This is a genomic window from Sphaerochaeta sp. (assembly GCF_050256055.1).
Taxonomy (GTDB): domain Bacteria; phylum Spirochaetota; class Spirochaetia; order Sphaerochaetales; family Sphaerochaetaceae; genus Sphaerochaeta.
This window is the reverse complement of sequence record NZ_JBFWIJ010000004.1, coordinates 131,766-147,764: the sequence shown is the minus strand read 5'-3', so window position 1 is coordinate 147,764 and position 15,999 is coordinate 131,766. Positions and strand designations below refer to the sequence as shown.

Annotated in this window: 16 protein-coding genes; 14 read left to right on the top strand and 2 right to left on the bottom strand. The window is 50.1% G+C overall.

Annotated features, from left to right (window positions below):
• Positions 1 to 51 precede the first annotated feature (51 nt).
• Both AB7C91_RS02905 and AB7C91_RS02900 read left to right on the top strand, forming a co-directional pair.
• Entirely contained in the window at positions 52 to 570 is a 519-nt protein-coding gene (locus tag AB7C91_RS02905; protein ID WP_428589107.1) for a YcxB family protein, read from the top strand.
• Between the two features lie 82 nt (positions 571 to 652).
• Positions 653 to 1,057 (top strand): GFA family protein, encoded by a 405-nt coding sequence (locus tag AB7C91_RS02900; RefSeq protein WP_332447989.1) that lies wholly within the window; start codon positions 653 to 655, stop codon positions 1,055 to 1,057.
• A gap of 66 nt (positions 1,058 to 1,123) precedes the next feature.
• Here the strand turns inward: AB7C91_RS02900 and AB7C91_RS02895 are convergent, their stop codons facing one another.
• Positions 1,124 to 1,690, bottom strand: coding sequence for an HD domain-containing protein (locus tag AB7C91_RS02895; protein WP_332447990.1), 567 nt, complete (start codon positions 1,688 to 1,690; stop codon positions 1,124 to 1,126).
• 244 nt (positions 1,691 to 1,934) lie between these two features.
• Between AB7C91_RS02895 and AB7C91_RS02890 the strand changes: the two genes are divergently transcribed.
• On the top strand, positions 1,935 to 2,795 hold the full coding sequence (locus tag AB7C91_RS02890; protein WP_332447991.1) for an AraC family transcriptional regulator: 861 nt from the start codon (positions 1,935 to 1,937) through the stop codon (positions 2,793 to 2,795).
• An 85-nt stretch (positions 2,796 to 2,880) separates the two neighbouring features.
• Here AB7C91_RS02890 and AB7C91_RS02885 read toward each other — a convergent pair whose 3' ends face one another.
• A complete protein-coding gene (locus tag AB7C91_RS02885; protein ID WP_332447992.1) occupies positions 2,881 to 3,948 on the bottom strand; it encodes a Gfo/Idh/MocA family oxidoreductase in 1,068 nt (355 codons plus the stop codon).
• A gap of 172 nt (positions 3,949 to 4,120) precedes the next feature.
• On the opposite strand from AB7C91_RS02885, the gene AB7C91_RS02880 reads away from it, so the two are divergent.
• The 11 genes from AB7C91_RS02880 to AB7C91_RS02830 all read left to right on the top strand — a co-directional run bounded on the left by AB7C91_RS02880 (position 4,121) and on the right by AB7C91_RS02830 (position 15,839).
• On the top strand, positions 4,121 to 5,242 hold the full coding sequence (locus tag AB7C91_RS02880) for a hypothetical protein (RefSeq protein ID WP_332447993.1): 1,122 nt from the start codon (positions 4,121 to 4,123) through the stop codon (positions 5,240 to 5,242).
• A gap of 181 nt (positions 5,243 to 5,423) precedes the next feature.
• On the top strand, positions 5,424 to 6,503 hold the full coding sequence (locus AB7C91_RS02875) for an extracellular solute-binding protein (RefSeq protein ID WP_332447994.1): 1,080 nt from the start codon (positions 5,424 to 5,426) through the stop codon (positions 6,501 to 6,503).
• 72 nt (positions 6,504 to 6,575) lie between these two features.
• The gene (locus tag AB7C91_RS02870) at positions 6,576 to 7,688 is read left to right on the top strand and encodes an ABC transporter ATP-binding protein (protein ID WP_332447995.1); all 1,113 of its coding nucleotides are present in this window, start codon (positions 6,576 to 6,578) and stop codon (positions 7,686 to 7,688) included.
• On the top strand, positions 7,678 to 8,532 hold the full coding sequence (locus AB7C91_RS02865) for an ABC transporter permease (RefSeq protein ID WP_332447996.1): 855 nt from the start codon (positions 7,678 to 7,680) through the stop codon (positions 8,530 to 8,532). The genes AB7C91_RS02870 and AB7C91_RS02865 overlap by 11 nt, the downstream gene beginning before the upstream one ends.
• On the top strand, positions 8,529 to 9,386 hold the full coding sequence (locus AB7C91_RS02860) for an ABC transporter permease (protein ID WP_332447997.1): 858 nt from the start codon (positions 8,529 to 8,531) through the stop codon (positions 9,384 to 9,386). Before AB7C91_RS02865 ends, AB7C91_RS02860 begins: the two co-directional genes overlap by 4 nt.
• 155 nt (positions 9,387 to 9,541) lie before the next feature.
• The gene (locus tag AB7C91_RS02855; protein WP_428589099.1) at positions 9,542 to 10,198 is read left to right on the top strand and encodes a TetR/AcrR family transcriptional regulator; all 657 of its coding nucleotides are present in this window, start codon (positions 9,542 to 9,544) and stop codon (positions 10,196 to 10,198) included.
• 21 nt (positions 10,199 to 10,219) lie between these two features.
• Positions 10,220 to 11,818 (top strand): xylulokinase, encoded by a 1,599-nt coding sequence (locus AB7C91_RS02850; protein ID WP_428589096.1) that lies wholly within the window; start codon positions 10,220 to 10,222, stop codon positions 11,816 to 11,818.
• A gap of 12 nt (positions 11,819 to 11,830) precedes the next feature.
• Complete coding sequence (locus AB7C91_RS02845) at positions 11,831 to 12,271, top strand: GtrA family protein (protein WP_332448000.1); 441 nt, start codon at positions 11,831 to 11,833, stop codon at positions 12,269 to 12,271.
• Between the two features lie 19 nt (positions 12,272 to 12,290).
• Complete coding sequence (locus AB7C91_RS02840) at positions 12,291 to 13,769, top strand: aspartate aminotransferase family protein (RefSeq protein WP_332448001.1); 1,479 nt, start codon at positions 12,291 to 12,293, stop codon at positions 13,767 to 13,769.
• A gap of 12 nt (positions 13,770 to 13,781) precedes the next feature.
• Positions 13,782 to 14,867 carry a class II aldolase/adducin family protein gene (locus AB7C91_RS02835; RefSeq protein ID WP_428589092.1) on the top strand — a complete coding sequence of 362 codons (1,086 nt, stop codon included), beginning with the start codon at positions 13,782 to 13,784 and terminating at the stop codon, positions 14,865 to 14,867.
• A 393-nt stretch (positions 14,868 to 15,260) separates the two neighbouring features.
• On the top strand, positions 15,261 to 15,839 hold the full coding sequence (locus tag AB7C91_RS02830) for an NAD(P)H-dependent oxidoreductase (RefSeq protein WP_332448003.1): 579 nt from the start codon (positions 15,261 to 15,263) through the stop codon (positions 15,837 to 15,839).
• Positions 15,840 to 15,999: the final 160 nt, after the last annotated feature.

Here is a 15,999-nt window from a genome sequence, read left to right as displayed (position 1 = left end):
AATCAGCAGATTGTGAATGAAATGCAAGCATGAATATGCTATAGTCGGCCTATGACCATAGCTGTGTATTTGGATGAAAGCCACTTCCGCCAATTTCTCATTTTCAACATCATCAAGCGCCTGAAGCTGCATAGACGGCCCGTCGTCTTTGCATCCATCTTTACGATTTCTGCGATCATCTGCTTTCTGATGTATCGGGTTGAGGGTGCACTGCTCTTGGGTACCGTACTGCTGGTTTCAGGCTTGGGAATGCCACTGGTATACTTCGCATCTTTCTTCGTTTCTCTGAAAAAACAAGTCCGGCTTCAGAACCTCAATCCCCCACGCCTTGTGTATACTTTGGAATTCTCAGAGGAATCGGACATGTTGGAAATTTCAAACGGCAAAGAGAGAGCAACCTATCGATGGCAGGATGTATTGCATGCGTATTGCGAAAAAGGAAGCATCTACCTGTTCATTACAAAAGAAAGGGCATTTCTCCTCCCCGGTAATTTGCTTGCAGATACGAATCGTGTGTGGAAGATTATCAGCGCAAAACTCCCGGTCGGCGATTTTAGCAAACATGGCTGAAACCGGACTAGGTCCGAGCGAAGGATGATCCACTGGACAAACTTTTGCCGGTTGTTGCATCATGCAGAAACAGGAGGTGCATATGAGCCTACACAAAGGAGCGTGTCTTTGTGGGAGTGTGACATTCGAAATAGAAGGTGATTTCGAACATTTCTACCTTTGTCATTGTCATCTATGCCGCAAAGACAGCGGTTCCGCACATGCTGCCAACCTATTCTCCTCATCGGCCACATTGCGTTGGCTCAGTGGAGAACATTTGGTGAAAACCTTCGATTTCCAATCGAGTGGACATATGAAGAGTTTTTGCACCGAATGTGGCTCGGCACTCCCTCACTTACAGATGCAGGGAACATTATTGGTTGTGCCTGCCGGTTGTCTGGATACTGAGCTATGCATACGGCCGGATGGTCATATCTTCAGAGCCGACAAGGCAGCATGGGACCATGATTTGGAACAAATACCGAAGTTTGCCGAACTTCCAGAGTAGTACGAAAATCTGCATTCTTCCAGCCAACCCGGTTTTCATTCCCGCATGACGTGCATGCGGGAATGGTCACGAAAGCAAGCGCCTGATTTCTTTATACAGAGTGCCATATTGCTCTTGTGCAATCTCACTCATCTTATTCCAATCTCGTTGGATTTTCTGCATGACCCAGATTTTCCCATCCTCTCTTGCCATCCTCTTCTTCCCATAGGCCACAAAGAACAATGAGGAAAGATCAGACATATGGGCAATTGCATCGGCATCAGCAACACATCGTTCCTCCGCTGTTTCCTTGATCATCGGCACACTTCCTCGATGATGCAGGATGCATTGGGCGACCAACTCGGTTTTCCGCTCAGGATACTGATTCGACGCCAAAATTTCACGGGCCCGCTGGGCTCCGTACCAATGATGCAATTCCTGTTTGGAGTAATCCTCAATTCCCGCCAAATCATGCAGCAACACAGCCAATGTCACTATTTCACAATCGGCACCATGGGCAACAGCAAGGTCCTGTGCAATGGAAACCATAGGATGGATATGAAACTTCCAGATTTCATATCCATGCGTATTGTTCTCTGATGCACAAGCTCGTTCCACTAATTCAGAAATTTTGGTGATCAGCATGGTATCCATACATCTCCCCCTGCTCCAGCTGAATCTACTTAGCCACGTAGGATGCGGCAGAATGCCTGGACTGATTCGACAGACGGCAGCGGGAAACAAGTATCCCTCGCTGCAATGCTGTTTTGAAAGTATACCAGAAGCAGAATAGAAAACAAATGCCTGGAAGAATCCGGCATCCGACATTTATATGTCATCTGGGTCGAGCATCATGCCTGCCTGAATGCTATCATGCACCAATACAGGGAGGACCCGTATGGTTGAACAGTTGCAGTCAGTGGTTGCGTATCTTGAGCAACATCTCAGTGAAGAAATTACAATGGATGCGTTGAAACCGCTTATTACCGGCTCAATCTACCATTTCAACAAAGTCTTTCATGCATTGTCCGGGTATTCGATCAGCGAATACCTGAGAAACAGGAGGATGTCTGAAGCGAACAAAGCTTTGCTGGAAGGAAGGAACGTTACCGAAGTAGCCTACCAATATGGATACAATTCGCAAGACGGATTCAGTCGTGCCTTTACGGCATGGGCAGGGTTACACCCCTCTGAAGTCCGGAAGCTTGGTTTCAGCAAGACAACCCCGGTACTCTCTTTTCAGATTACGGTACGGGGAGGAGATAGTATGGAGTGTAGAATCATCACAATGCCAGCATTCAAATTTGCCGGTGTCATCAAACGAGTACCGATGCAATTCGAAGGCATTAATCAGGAGATTGTGAAACTTGCACAATCAATCACAGCCGAACAAAGAAAAGCAATGCACCGGCTTCAGAATATGGAGCCAAAGGAAGTGGTCAACGCATCCTTCGATGCAGATTCAAACTTTTTGGAAGAGAAAGGCGAACTGACCCATCTCATCGGAGTACTGACCACGGCAACGGAGGTAGATCCAATACTGGAGACAATCCCTGTCGAGGCGATGACCTGGGCAATATTTCCTTGCGAAGGACCATTCCCTTCTACGCTACAGGAAACCATGGCCAATATCTATGCACTGTGGCTGCCTGTATCCGGATATGAAGTCATCAATGCCCCCACGTTCTCATTCACCAGGATGCATACACAAAGACAAGGATATGCGTACAGTGAAGTCTGGACTCCGGTTCGAAAATGAGGAACGGAAAACGCTTTACAAGGAAAGAACAGGACACAGAAACAAGTCAGGATCCCGGTTCGATTCATGCATTGCAGGTGCCTCTTCAATTTGCCTTCAAAGCCAACGCATCGGCCCATATCTGGGCTTCGGTTTCCACCCGGGTTTGTGTAGCACAACTGTTCTGGATGCATTGGGCAAGATAGGAGTCCTGCAAGGCCTCAGCCAAAGCATAGCCTTTCTTTTGGCATGCATCCTCCAAACAAAGAGCAAGCGCAATTTCATCATCGTTGAACCCGAGGGGCCAATAGGGATTGGTAAAGAGGTATGCATCCCCAAAGCCTACGGCACGTAACGAGCGGGGGTTGTTGGTCCAACTCCCGTCCTCGATTCTCTGCATGGTCTGGATGACTCCTTCATTGTTTCGGTTGAGATGACGCACCGTCTCGTCAAAGATCTCCCCCCGTTCTCCCCGAAGGCTGAAATGACCGCTTCTGATGTTGCTGTGGTACTGTACATCGGCGAAATCGAAATATCCGGTCTTTCCATCCGCAAAGTCGAATACCGCCACAGTTCGCTTTGTCTGGATACGGGTCCCTTCGGTATTGATACTATCCCGTCCTCCGGTCTTCACCACCCAGGAAGTCCTCGAAGCAGCTGAAATGGAGCAGTTGTTTCCCTGTTCTCCAAGAAAATGACGAATCAGGCTGGTTGCGTGGTGTCCATGCACGCTGCCGACGTGTACCTCCGTCAGCGAGCCCAAGAGAGGTAGGAGTGCATGGCAACTCTGATAATAGGGATACCTAACGTATTGCTCTGCAACCAATATCGTGCTTGATGATGCCTTACATCGTGCGTAGATCGATGCCAAGGTCTGCAAGGAAAGCGGGGTGAATCCCGTCTCGCACAAAATGGTTTCGCCCTGATCAATCAGAGACGAGAGAGAGGTTTCCAAGCTCGCAGCGGGTACACACAGCACCACCAGGTCATGAGGACAGGCAAGTGCAACCTCCACCTTGCTCGTTGTCTCCACGTGGTAGATTGCCTTCACTTGCTCAGCGCGAGCATCACTTTGGAGCACCCATTGCACCAAGGTGAAGCGCTCGGGAAACGCCTTGATGATCCGATAGTAAAAAAGGCTGCGCCATCCGTACCCAATCAACACGATTCTCATAGTTTGCCTATTGTATTTTGTTTCGGTCGCATGGTGTAATCATAGCACATACACTGGGGAAATCATCCGACTTCAGGTATTTGGTGAACAAATCAAATTCCCTGAAGAAGTAGTACTCGACTTTTGCCCAAATGCGGTACAATGGGTGCAGAAAACCAAATAGGAGGCCCAGGTGATTACGATCCACCCGGTAACAACCAAACGTGATTGGAAGCGCTTCTTCAATTTCCCCAATCTCCTGTACAAGGGCAATCCCTTCTATGTGCCAGCCTTATTGCTCGATGAACAATGGAATTTTAATCCGAAGAAAAACCCGGCATTCGAATATTGTGATACCGTCGCGTTCCTTGCCAAAAAGGATGGTGATACGGTAGGACGCATCGCAGCCCTCATCAACCACAAACTCAACAAAGCCAAAGCGCAACATTATATGCGCTTCACCCGCTATGATGTGATTGATGACCTACAGGTCAGTCGACAGCTCTTTGATGCTGTCTTTGCCTGGGGCAAAACGAAAGGGATGGATACGGTCATCGGACCCATCGGCTTTTCGGATCTCGACAAGCAAGGCTTGCTGGTCGAAGGGTTTGACCAACTTGGGATGTTCATCACCCTGTATAATCACCCGTATTACCATGAACATCTGACCCAATTAGGATTCGTCAAGGATACAGACTGGGTGGAATACAAGGTCTTTGTCCCCCAAAAGATCGACTCCCGTATTGCTAGAATCTGCGAAATCGCAGAAAAACGGCATGGGTATCGGCTCCTCTCCTTCACCAGCAAGAAGGAAGTCATTCCGTATGCCCACCAGATGTTCCATATGTACAACGAGTCGTTTGCCCAGTTGTATGGATTCTGTCCACTCAGTGACGAACAGATCGACATGGCGATCAAGCAGTTCTTCAGCTTGCTGAGCCTTGATTACATTTTCGTAGTGGTCGATAGGGAGAACTCGGTCATCGGTTTCGGCATTATGGCCCCGTCCTTGGCCAAGGCAATCCAAGCTTCCCAAGGCAGGCTCGTTCCCTTTGGATTCGTTCGGATTCTTCAGGCCTTGAAAACGTACCAGGTATTGGATATGTATCTCATCGCCGTGAAGCCCGAGTATTTCGGCAGAGGAGTAAATGCCATCATCCTGCATGAAGGGCTCAAGCGGGCCATTGAACACGGCGTACAGTATGCAGAGACCGGACCCGAACTGGAAGACAACAACAAGGTGCAGTCACAATGGAAGAGCTTTCATACCGAGCAACACAAGCGTCGGCGCTGTTATATCCGAACGTTGGATTGAGCGTCGGGATACCGCTTGGAAATAAGTGATTCTGAATGATTTTATCTTTTATAGTTTGGAATTGACTTTGCCATAGTGAGGACCTACCATACAAAGGAGGTACAAACTGCAGAGGGAACGAGAAATAGTGTAGCAAACCATGAGCGGTGGACACCTCGTAATCCAAAAGGAGGAGTTCTGTATGAAGAAAGGAGTTCTTGTTCTCGTTGTCCTACTGCTTTTGTGCGGCACGTTGTTTGCACAAGCTTCGTCAGAGACGAAGAATCCAGTACTGCGCATCATCACCTGGGCAGGATATGCCCCGCAGGAGCTGTTGGACAAATTCACTTCCGAGACCGGCTACAAGGTTGAAGTAACGCTGAGCAACAACGAAGAGATGATCAGCAAACTCAGAGCAACCCGTGGCGGCGGGTTTGACCTCGCCCAACCCTCCCAAGACCGCATTTCATCAGTGGTGGAACAATACGGAATCTACCAACCCATCGACTATGCAAGAATCAAGACCGAACAGATCGACCCTTCCCTGCTTGAAGCGGTGAAGAAGAATACGCTTGTCCAGGGAAAATCGTATGCAGTACCGCATATCTATGGAACCGAAGGCTTGGTCGTCAACAAAGCCAAGGCCCCCGATGTGAAAGATTTCAAGGACCTGCTCGATCCGAAATATGCAGGAAGAGTATCGTATCGGTTGAAGAGACCCACGCTCATCGGCATGGGATTCTCCCTCGGGTATGATCCGTTCGCACTCTATGCAGACCCATCCGGCTACCAGAAATTCCTTGATGAGATGGAGAAAGTGCTCATCGCCGGAAAACCTTCGGTAAAAACCTACTGGGACAACGGAGACCAACTGTTGCAATCCCTGCGCTCGGAGGAAGTCTGGGCGGCCTCGGCATGGGAGCAGGCAGGTTGGAAACTGCATGCAGAAAACCCGAACATCGACTATCTTGCACCCACCAGCGGAGCACTGGGGTGGGTTGACACCTTCGCACTCCCCTCAAAGAGTGAAAATCTTGATGCAGCCTATGCTTACATCAATTTTATGCTCAGACCGGAGAATGCGGCATTTTTCACCAATCGCGAAACCTATGGAACCGCCTCAAAGGATGCGGTGAACTTCCTTGATCCCGAAATCAAGGCAAACTTCAACCGTGGGCTTCCCCCCGATGTGTTGGCCAACATAAATTGGTATCCGACCGTCCCGGCGGGGATCGAGGAAATGGAAGGAAAGACGCTCGACAAGGTTAAGGCTGCTCGCTAGCAGGATAGACAGACAGAGTGCCGATGGCCTTCAGGTGAAGGTCATCGGCATCTTTCCAAGGTAAACAATACGATGGATAGTGCACTCTCAGTACAGAAGCTCACCAAACGATTTGGTGATTTTGTTGCAGTTGATCAAGTATCGTTCGAAGTGGAAGACGGCAAGTTCTTCTCAATTCTCGGTCCATCAGGGTGTGGAAAGACCACACTGCTCCGCATGATCGCCGGGTTCTACAAGCCCGATGGAGGAACCCTTTTGTTCAACGGGAAGAACATGGATGGGGTGGCTCCGAACAAGCGGCCGGTCAACCTGGTCTTTCAGAATCTGGCGCTCTTTCCTATGATGAATGTACATGAGAACATAGCCTTCGGGTTGCGGAGAAGGGGGGAGAAAGGTCCGGGCGTCGACAAGAAGGTGAAGGAACTGCTGGAGCGGGTCGGACTTCCTGAATCGGGAAACAAGCAGATCACCCAGCTTTCCGGGGGGCAGAAACAACGCATCGCCATTGCACGCTGCCTGATCATGGAACCAACCGTCCTGCTGCTTGACGAACCGTTGGGAGCGCTCGATGCAAAGCTGCGCGAACATATGAAGGTTGAATTGAAGAATCTGCAATCCCAAGTGGGAACAACCTTTGTGTACATCACCCACGACCAGAGCGAGGCGATGGTCATGAGTGATCAGGTGGCGGTCATGAACAATGGCCGGTTTGAACAGATCGGAACGCCCCAGGAACTGTATCATGAGCCCAAGTCCTCATTTGTGGCGCAATTCGTGGGGAACAACAACAAGTTGCGGGTGAAACTGCATGCAGATACACAGGGAAGCATCATAGCCCGATATGCCGACCGGTACGATTTCGTACTCTCCCAGAAATTCAATCTCACCGGAGAGCAGGAGGACTATGATCTCTTCATCCGGCCGGAATCCGTCATCATCAACCCCAGGCAGGCACGAAAGGATTTCCATGTCCTGGCAGTCGATGTAACCTCAATCCTGTTTGATGGGGGAAACAGCAGGTTGCTGGTCAAACCTTTGGGTACGCAGGAGGAATTGGTGGTAGCTCTTCCCCAGACAAGGGAATTTGATTTTATCCGACCCGGGGACCGCATTCAGGTCGGTTGGGACCTGCATAAGACCGTCTGCTTCAAACGCAGTGATTGGAAGTTATACGATGAAGAATAAACAACGCATTACAGGGGGATTCCTCTTCTTTTTCCTTCCGGTGGTCCTCTGGCTCCTTCTTTTGATAGTTCTGCCTCACCTCGAGCTCTTGAAGCTCTCATTCACCAAGGCTGATTCTGGCAAGCTCACCTTGGACAATTACCTGGCGTTTTTCAAGGAACCCATCTACTGGCTGACCTTCGTACGCACGGCCCTCTACTCGATCCTGGTGACCTTCCTGGTGATGGTCATCTCTCTTCCCGTCGCTTTCTATATTTCCAAACTTGTAAAGGGCCGGATGGCCGGTGTTCTCATGATACTCATCCTGGTTCCGTTCTGGGTCAGTGAACTGATACGGGTGTATGGATGGATGATCCTGCTCAGGGAAAGCGGAATCCTCAACCATTTCCTTGTTTCCCTGGGAGTATTCAAGGAACCGGTTGAAATGCTCTACAACGACGTAACCATGATTATGGGATTGGTGTATACCAGCATGCTCTTCATGGTGGTTCCGGTGATCGGGGTCATGGATGACTTGGACAATTCCATCATCGAGGCAGCATATGACCTTGGTGCATCAAAGATTGCCATCTGGAGAACCATCATCATTCCGCATTGTGCTCCGGGACTCGTCAATGGAGGGATCATCGTATTCATGTTGGTACTTGGGAGTTACCTGACCCCAAACCTGATGGGCGGCAAAAATTCACTCTGGTTCACCGAGCAGATCTACAACCAGATCATTCTCTATTTCAACTGGAACCAAGGAGCCGCATTCGGGTTCCTGCTGCTTGCCCTCTCCTCTCTCATCATCTGGATACTTCTCAAGTTGACCAAACAGAGCCTGAAGGAGGTGGTGAAATGATCAGAAGCCTTCCATCCTCAAAACCATACCGCTATGGATTCACGCTTTTCATAGTCCTGTATTTCCTATTCCTTTTTGCCCCATTGGTAGTGACCATGGTCCTGGCTTTCAACAATTCCATGTACCCCTCACTTCCTTGGCAGGGTTTCACCCTCGATTGGTTCTTCGGAAACGGCCCGCAAAAATACGGCATTTTTCATGACCAGACCAACTTAAGAAGCCTTTTCACCTCCTTCAAAGTTGCATTTTGGGTAATGCTGCTCTCCACCTTCCTCGGCACGTGCGCCGCCTTTCTCTTTGAACAGGAGAACTTCCGGTTCAAGGGGGTACTCTACTTCCTTATGCTCGCCCCTCTGGTCATCCCCGGGGTAATCCTAGGTATCTCCATCCTGATGTTTTCCAATGCCATCGGACTGTTTATCGAGCATCAGACAAACCTGTATATCAAGTTTCTTGGTCCCGGCTTCCCGCTGGTGGTGCTCGGCCAATCCTCGTTCATCTCCACCATCGTCGCCTTGGTCGTCTCCGCCAGGTTGAAGAAGTTCGACCGCAGCCTTGAGGAAGCAGCCTACAATCTGGGAGCCAACAAGGCGGAAGTACTTTGGTTCATTACGCTCAAGTACCTCAGACCTTCCATCATCGGGGGGGCTGCTATGGCATTTTTGATGTCTTTCGAGAACTTCAACACCACGATATTCCTGGTTGGATCGCAGGCAACGCTTCCGATCAACATGTACATGCAGGTGCGTGACGGATCAACACCGGTGATCAACGCAATATCTTTCCTGTTGATTCTCGGCACTTCCATCTTTGCCGTGGCGAATCTTTCCAAAGGAAACAAGCCTATCCTATGAAATGCTGAATCAGGTTTCTGCTCGATTGAAGCAGGAAAGCGTACAACAAGGATGTGAATTTCAACAACCCGGAGGCTTGACCCGGGTATGGGGCGTGCTATACTCAATGGTGAGTGAGTACTCACTTACCAAGAGGAAGCGGAGGATACGGACCGATGCAATCCAACCGGAAACTTACCAAACCCACATTCGACAAGCTCAGTGAGGAAAAGAAGCGTGTAATCCTCCAAACGGCGACCGAAGAGTTTGCCAACCAAGGGTTCGATCATGCAAACATCAACATCATTGCCCAGAAAGCGGGGATCAGTATAGGTTCCCTGTACAAATACTTCGAATCCAAACAAGATCTCTTCCTGATGACCATCCATCAAGGCACCGAGGTATTGAGGAGCATTCTCCAGAACATCATTCCGTCAACGCAATCCTTCGAGGAAAAATGCAGGGCATTGATCCAGGCCATCCAAACCACCTGCAGGCAACAACAGCAACTCATTCGTCTCTACAGCGAATTGACGTGCGTAGGCAATGATGATCTGGTCAAACAACTCACCTATGAAATAGAGGCCGTATCAGCCCAGATGTATTCTGACTTGATCAGGGAAGGACAGCAAACGGGGGAGATCAGAAAAGATATCCACCCTGCCATGGCGGCATTCCTGATGGACAACCTGTTCATCTCCCTGCAATTCTCCTATACAAGTGAATACTTCCGGCAGCGGTTCAGGCTCTTCTTGGGTGATGAAATCGAGGAAAATGACAGTTTTGTTCGCAACCAGATGGTGCACTTCCTTTGTTCCGCACTGAAACCATAAGCAATCGAGCGGGGGATCGTCATGGCATGCAAGATGTACCTACTTTCCTACGATATCGGAACCACAGGCATGAAGACGTGCCTGTACTCCCCCGATGGCAACTTGCGGTTGATCACTTCCGCTCTGGCCAAATACCCGTTGCAACTTCTGGAAGGTGGCGGCGTTGAACAGGACCCACAATCCTGGTATCAGGCGATGCTGGAGACTACAAAAGCAGTGCTTTCCCAATCCAAGGTGGATCCTTCCGACATCAAGGGTATTTCATTTTGCTCGCAGATGCAGGGCTTGGTGCTTGTTGACCGACAGGGCAATGCCCTGCGCAATGCGTTCAGCTATCTCGACCAGAGAGCAACCGCTGAATTGAAGCAAGGATTGGCCACAGGCCTATGCATTGCCGGAGCCAACATACGGAAATTGCTTGTGTCTCTGGCCATTACCAAAGCGGCACCAACCAGCGTGAAGGACCCGGTGTGGAAATATCAATGGGTAAAGCATCATGAACCGGAAGTGCATGCACGCATCTACAAATGGCTTGATGTCAAGGAATATCTGATCGCCAGACTTACCGGATCCTTCATCATGACCGAGGATTCGGCGTTTGCAACACTTTTATTCAATGTGAAGAAACGAATCTGGAGCCCAATGATGTGTCGTATGCTCAACGTGAAGCAGGAACATCTGCCCACCATCATCCGTTCGACCGATGCAGCAGGAAAGTTGGGAAGCAAGGCGGCTTTCGACCTTGGTTTGCAGGAGGGTACCCCGGTATTCGGCGGAGGCGGAGACGCCGCAGTCATCGCGCTGGGAGCCGGCTCGACCGAACCGGGGGACAGCCATATCTACATTGGTACTTCGGGATGGCTTTCCACCATGGTTTCCCACAGCATGGTGGATCCAGCGACCAAGACCGCTGCAATCGTCAGTGCCATTCCAGGGCGCTACACCTATTTTTCAGAGCTTGAGACTGCAGGGAAATGCCTCGAATGGGTCAAGGATCATCTCGCCCTTGATGAGATCAATGTCTATCTGGACAAAAGATTGGCGACCCAATCCGCCGAGTCGCTTGCAACCGACTTGTATGCATACATGGCTTCAGTCATCGACAGTATCAAGCCGGGCAGCAACCATGTCATCTTCACCCCGTGGCTGCACGGGAATCGTTGCCCATTCGAGGACTGCAATGCCCGGGGTATGTTTTTCAACCTCGGCTTGGATACCGGAAAAACTGAGATGATCAGGGCCGTAACTGAAGGAGTCTGCATGCACATGCGATGGTTTCTTGAAGTCCAGGAACGAAGGCTCAAAACCTCTCCTACAATCCGTTTCGTTGGTGGCGGGGCGTTGTCTGCAGTGACCTGCCAGATTCTCAGCGACATCTTGGGAAGACCGGTACAAACCATTGAAAACCCTCAAAACGTCGGGGCGTTGGGTGCCGCCTTGGTTTCCGCGATGGGGTTGGGTCTCTTTCCTTCATTCGAGGAAGCACGTAAGGCAATCCCGACAGGACCGATCTACCATCCGAGAAGCGAGTACAAGCCGGTATACGACACCAACTACGCCGTCTACAAACAACTCTACCGCAGCAACAAGAAACACTTTGCTCTGCTGAATGCCCGTTGAAAGGAACATCCCATGGAATACAAGGCACAGACACCATTATCCAGAAAAGACAATCTCATCCAATTCGGAAAATTCGTCCTCTTCTCCATCAGTGCCGGCATCATTCAAGTGCTGGTATTCGCCATTATGGAAGAACTCATTTCCCTCCCCTATTGGCCCAGTTACCTAACCGCACTCATTGCGAGCGTCGTCTACAACTTTACCGTGAACAGACGCTACACTTTCAAGAGTGCAAACAATGTTCCCAAAGCCATGACGCAGTTGGGTATCTACTATGCCATCTTCACCCCGCTTTCCACGTGGTGGGGGGATGCATTGGTCGGCATCGGCATTCCCGATTATATCGTGCTGGGTGGTACCATGGTGATCAATCTGGTCACCGAATTCGCCGTCAACAGATTCATCATCTATCGGACCTCGATGAATACCCGAATCCAGCGCAAACAAGCCTAACTAGTACAGGAGGAAAGATATGGATACCCGATTCGCCATTTCATCGTATCCTGATGCAACAGTCATTACCAAAAAACTAGACGATTTGATCAGGCTTCCCATCTATAGCATTGGACGGGATGCGATGGCCGTCTATGAGCAATCATACTTCGACCAACGATGCCCACGTTCCAAGGCGATGATCAAGGAAGCGAAACAGTATATTCCCGGAGGAGTTCAGCACAATCTTGCGTTCAATCATCCATTTCCCTTGGTCATGACCAAAGCGGAAGGAGCATATCTTCAGGACCTTGACGGCAACCAGTATTTTGATTTTCTGCAGGCAGGCGGACCTACCGTCCTTGGGTCCAACCCTCCTTTTGTGCGCGAGAAAGTCATAGAGCTGCTGCAGGATGGAGGACCTTCAACCGGTCTCTTTCATGAATACGAATACAAATTGGCAAAGAAAGTGTGTGAAAGCGTTCCCAGCGTCGAGATGTTGAGGATGTTCAACTCCGGTTCAGAAGCCTGTATGGCCGCCGTCAGGGTGGCTAGGCTCGCAACCGGAAAGAAGAACATCATCAAGATGGGAGGAGCCTACCATGGCTGGAGTGACCAACTCGCCTACGGGATACGGCTGCCGGGAACCAAGGGATTGCAAGCCCATGGGGTGCCTTCCTATCTCTTCAAACACACCCAGGAATTCTTCCCGAACCACCTTGATGCATTGGAAAGAACGTTGCGACGGAACAAACTCAGAGGAGGGACGGCTGCAGTGTTCATTGAACCGATCGGTCCGGAAAGCGGAACCCGTCCGTTGGATTTGCAATTCAACAAAGAAGTGGAAACACTGTGCCGCTCCTATGATGCCCTGCTGGTGTTCGATGAGGTGGTCACCGGTTTCAGGATTGGAATGTCCGGAGCCCAAGGGTATTTCGGCGTGTCCCCGGACTTGACCGTATTCGGCAAGGTCATTGCCGGAGGTTACCCCGGCGCCGGGGGTCTCGGCGGCAAATCGGACGCAATGAAGTATCTTTCTGCAGGGATCCAGAGTGGGGTCAAGATACACAAAGCCTTGGTCGGAGGCACCATGGCGGCCACCCCGATCAGTTGCGTCGCCGGCTATTATACCTTGGAGGAAATCGACAGGACTGATGCCTGCAGGAAAGCAGGACGCATGGGCGACCGCCTTACCTTAGGGCTTCAGAAACTCATCGAGGCCTATCAATTGCCGTTCGTTGCGTTCAACCAAGGCTCGATTTGCCATTTGGAGACCGTGGGGACCATGCATTTTTCCATCAATTGGAAGAAACCTTGGACGATTGCTCGTGTGATCAACGAGACGGCAAGAAGAAAAAAGGAAATGGAGTACATGGGCTCTGCGTACATGGCCGAAGGGTTGGTCACGCTTGCCGGGAGCAGACTCTACACCAGTGCAGCGTATGATGAAATGATGATCGACCAGGCTCTTGAAGCCTTCGAGCGCGTGTTCTCTCATGTTACGTGCATCAAGGACTGAAGGCGGCAAGGTATGCAATTACAGCAGGCCAAAGAGACGGTATTGGAAGCGGTAAACCAATTGGTTACTGCAAAATTGGTCGCCCGAACCTGGGGAAACATCAGTTGCAGGGTGGGATCGGACCAATTTCTCATCACCCCCAGCGGAAAGGCGTACGACCGGCTTACCATGGACCAGTTGGTGCTGGTCTCCTGCCCTGACCTCAGCTATACAGGCTCGATCAAACCATCTTCGGAGAAAGCCATCCATGCCTTGGTATACCAATACAAACCCAAGGTTGCGTGTGTTATCCATACGCATCAGGAAATGGCATCCTTGGCCAGTCTGCTTGGAGGGAAACTTGCGGTACCGGAACACGACGGGAATTTGATGGGAACCTGTATTCACACTGCGCGGTACGGCTTGCCGGGTACCAGGCAATTGAGATGCCAGGTTCAGCGTGTGCTCAATCAGGGTGCAAAGTCCGCTTTGTTGATGGCAAACCATGGAGCTCTTTGCTATGGAGCATCCTTGGACGAAACATTCCTCAGCGCTGCGGTTCTGGAACGTATCTGCCGGCAACTTGTGTTTTCCCGTTCACCCTTGCTGAAAACCCTGGAGGGGAAAAAACAAATCATGTTGCTCGCCGAGAAACACGAATCCGGTACGATTGCATGGAATACTACCATTGCTGGTGTACTCAAGTCCTTTTGTACACAGCTGATGTATCGAAAAGCCGATTGCCGGTATATCCTGTTGCTCGTCAGTGAGGAGGTGCTTGCAGTCACCAAGACCATGGACAGGGTGTATGCATATCTGGACGACTTTGCCCAGATTGCAGGCCCTTCGATTGCCGTATTGCATCCGCATGCTTCCATCCCGTCCTCAGCATTTCATACCGATGCACTGCTCTGTAAGGAGTATGGGGCCCTGTGCATGGGAAGCAGCAAAGCTGATGCCGAGGCGGTCGCTATGCTTGTGCAAAAGAACTGCAAGGCAGCCTTATTTGGCTTGGGAATTCCAGCGGTACAACCACTTGCTTGGCTGGACACCCAGGTAATGCGGTTCGTGTATAAACACAGCTATGCAAAACGAGCAGAGGAAGATTCACGCATGTGAGACCCCAGGTCGGAGAGTGCTCAGAATGGCCTACACCCAAAGCTTACTTCATTGTGCATGCTCTGTATGGGCTGCTTTGCAAACGTCCCTGAGTTTCGAAGCTACACGGAAGAGGCATTCTTCGAGAGAGGGGAAAAAGCTTCATCACAATTCTGTTCATAGTGGGATAAACCGGAAAGGGGACCTTGGGGATAGGCTGATTCCGTCTCATGGTTGCAGCGCGTGCTCACTGCCGTCCCAAGCTTCCTGTTGCACGCAAGAGAGGAATGGGATCTGAGAACAAGAGCGCAGAAATGATAGCAGGGGAAACTATATTCGTCCCAATTGACGTTTGTAAAATATTATTGTATACTACATTTAAGAGATAAAAATTCTCATCGAAGGAGAAAAATCATGAATGTACCAAAAATTGGGATTATTATAAGTAGCACCAGAGCCACGAGAGTGGGAGAACAAGCAGCAACCTATGTGGCATCCATCGCTAAGAAACGAACGGATCTTTCGTTTGAAATCGTTGATTTGCGTGACTATCCGATGCCGTTCTTTAATGAAGTCGCATCAAATGCCTATGTCCCCTCAACCAATCCGATAGCCCAAAAATGGCAGAAGAAAGTCGCCGAATTCGATGGGTTCATCTTCATCACCGCCGAATACAACAACAGCATTACGGCAGCCTTGAAGAACGCCTTGGATTATGCCTACCCTGAATGGAATCGGAAGGCAGCTGCATATTTCTCATACGGCTCGGCCGGCGGCGCACGTGCCGTACAGCACCTGAAGGACATCTGCGTCGAATTGCAGATGGCTCCCGTCAGACAAGCCGTCCTGATTCAAGGCAATGATTTCTTCCCCATCATGAACGGCCAAAAACAAGTCAAGGATCTTGGATATCTCGAGGGTTTGGTTGAACAGATGCTCGACCAACTTTCTTGGTGGACGCTTGCCCTCAAGCAAGCAAGAGAAAAGGCCTGATATCCTGTACAGCCGATGGGAAAGGAGGGAAAAGCGCGATGCTTTTTCCTCCTTTTTTGTACCTGTCGGCCAAAGAGGATTCTAGGATGCTTCCAAGCAGGGTACCATCTTTTCCGCTTAGTATATACTTGAGATTTGATCTTGATGACCGTATGAGTCC

Excerpts from the sequence above, each read along its gene's own strand:
- AB7C91_RS02845 (WP_332448000.1), top strand. The coding sequence starts at position 11,831 with ATGGAATACAAGGCACAGACACCATTATCCAGAAAAGACAATCTCATC.
- AB7C91_RS02850 (WP_428589096.1), top strand. The coding sequence starts at position 10,220 with ATGGCATGCAAGATGTACCTACTTTCCTACGATATCGGAACCACAGGC.
- AB7C91_RS02860 (WP_332447997.1), top strand. The coding sequence starts at position 8,529 with ATGATCAGAAGCCTTCCATCCTCAAAACCATACCGCTATGGATTCACG.
- AB7C91_RS02835 (WP_428589092.1), top strand. The coding sequence starts at position 13,782 with ATGCAATTACAGCAGGCCAAAGAGACGGTATTGGAAGCGGTAAACCAA.
- AB7C91_RS02865 (WP_332447996.1), top strand. The coding sequence starts at position 7,678 with ATGAAGAATAAACAACGCATTACAGGGGGATTCCTCTTCTTTTTCCTT.
- AB7C91_RS02885 (WP_332447992.1), bottom strand. The coding sequence starts at position 3,948 with ATGAGAATCGTGTTGATTGGGTACGGATGGCGCAGCCTTTTTTACTAT.
- AB7C91_RS02890 (WP_332447991.1), top strand. The coding sequence starts at position 1,935 with ATGGTTGAACAGTTGCAGTCAGTGGTTGCGTATCTTGAGCAACATCTC.
- AB7C91_RS02900 (WP_332447989.1), top strand. The coding sequence starts at position 653 with ATGAGCCTACACAAAGGAGCGTGTCTTTGTGGGAGTGTGACATTCGAA.
- AB7C91_RS02905 (WP_428589107.1), top strand. The coding sequence starts at position 52 with ATGACCATAGCTGTGTATTTGGATGAAAGCCACTTCCGCCAATTTCTC.
- AB7C91_RS02870 (WP_332447995.1), top strand. The coding sequence starts at position 6,576 with ATGGATAGTGCACTCTCAGTACAGAAGCTCACCAAACGATTTGGTGAT.
- AB7C91_RS02855 (WP_428589099.1), top strand. The coding sequence starts at position 9,542 with ATGCAATCCAACCGGAAACTTACCAAACCCACATTCGACAAGCTCAGT.
- AB7C91_RS02830 (WP_332448003.1), top strand. The coding sequence starts at position 15,261 with ATGAATGTACCAAAAATTGGGATTATTATAAGTAGCACCAGAGCCACG.
- AB7C91_RS02840 (WP_332448001.1), top strand. The coding sequence starts at position 12,291 with ATGGATACCCGATTCGCCATTTCATCGTATCCTGATGCAACAGTCATT.
- AB7C91_RS02875 (WP_332447994.1), top strand. The coding sequence starts at position 5,424 with ATGAAGAAAGGAGTTCTTGTTCTCGTTGTCCTACTGCTTTTGTGCGGC.
- AB7C91_RS02895 (WP_332447990.1), bottom strand. The coding sequence starts at position 1,690 with ATGGATACCATGCTGATCACCAAAATTTCTGAATTAGTGGAACGAGCT.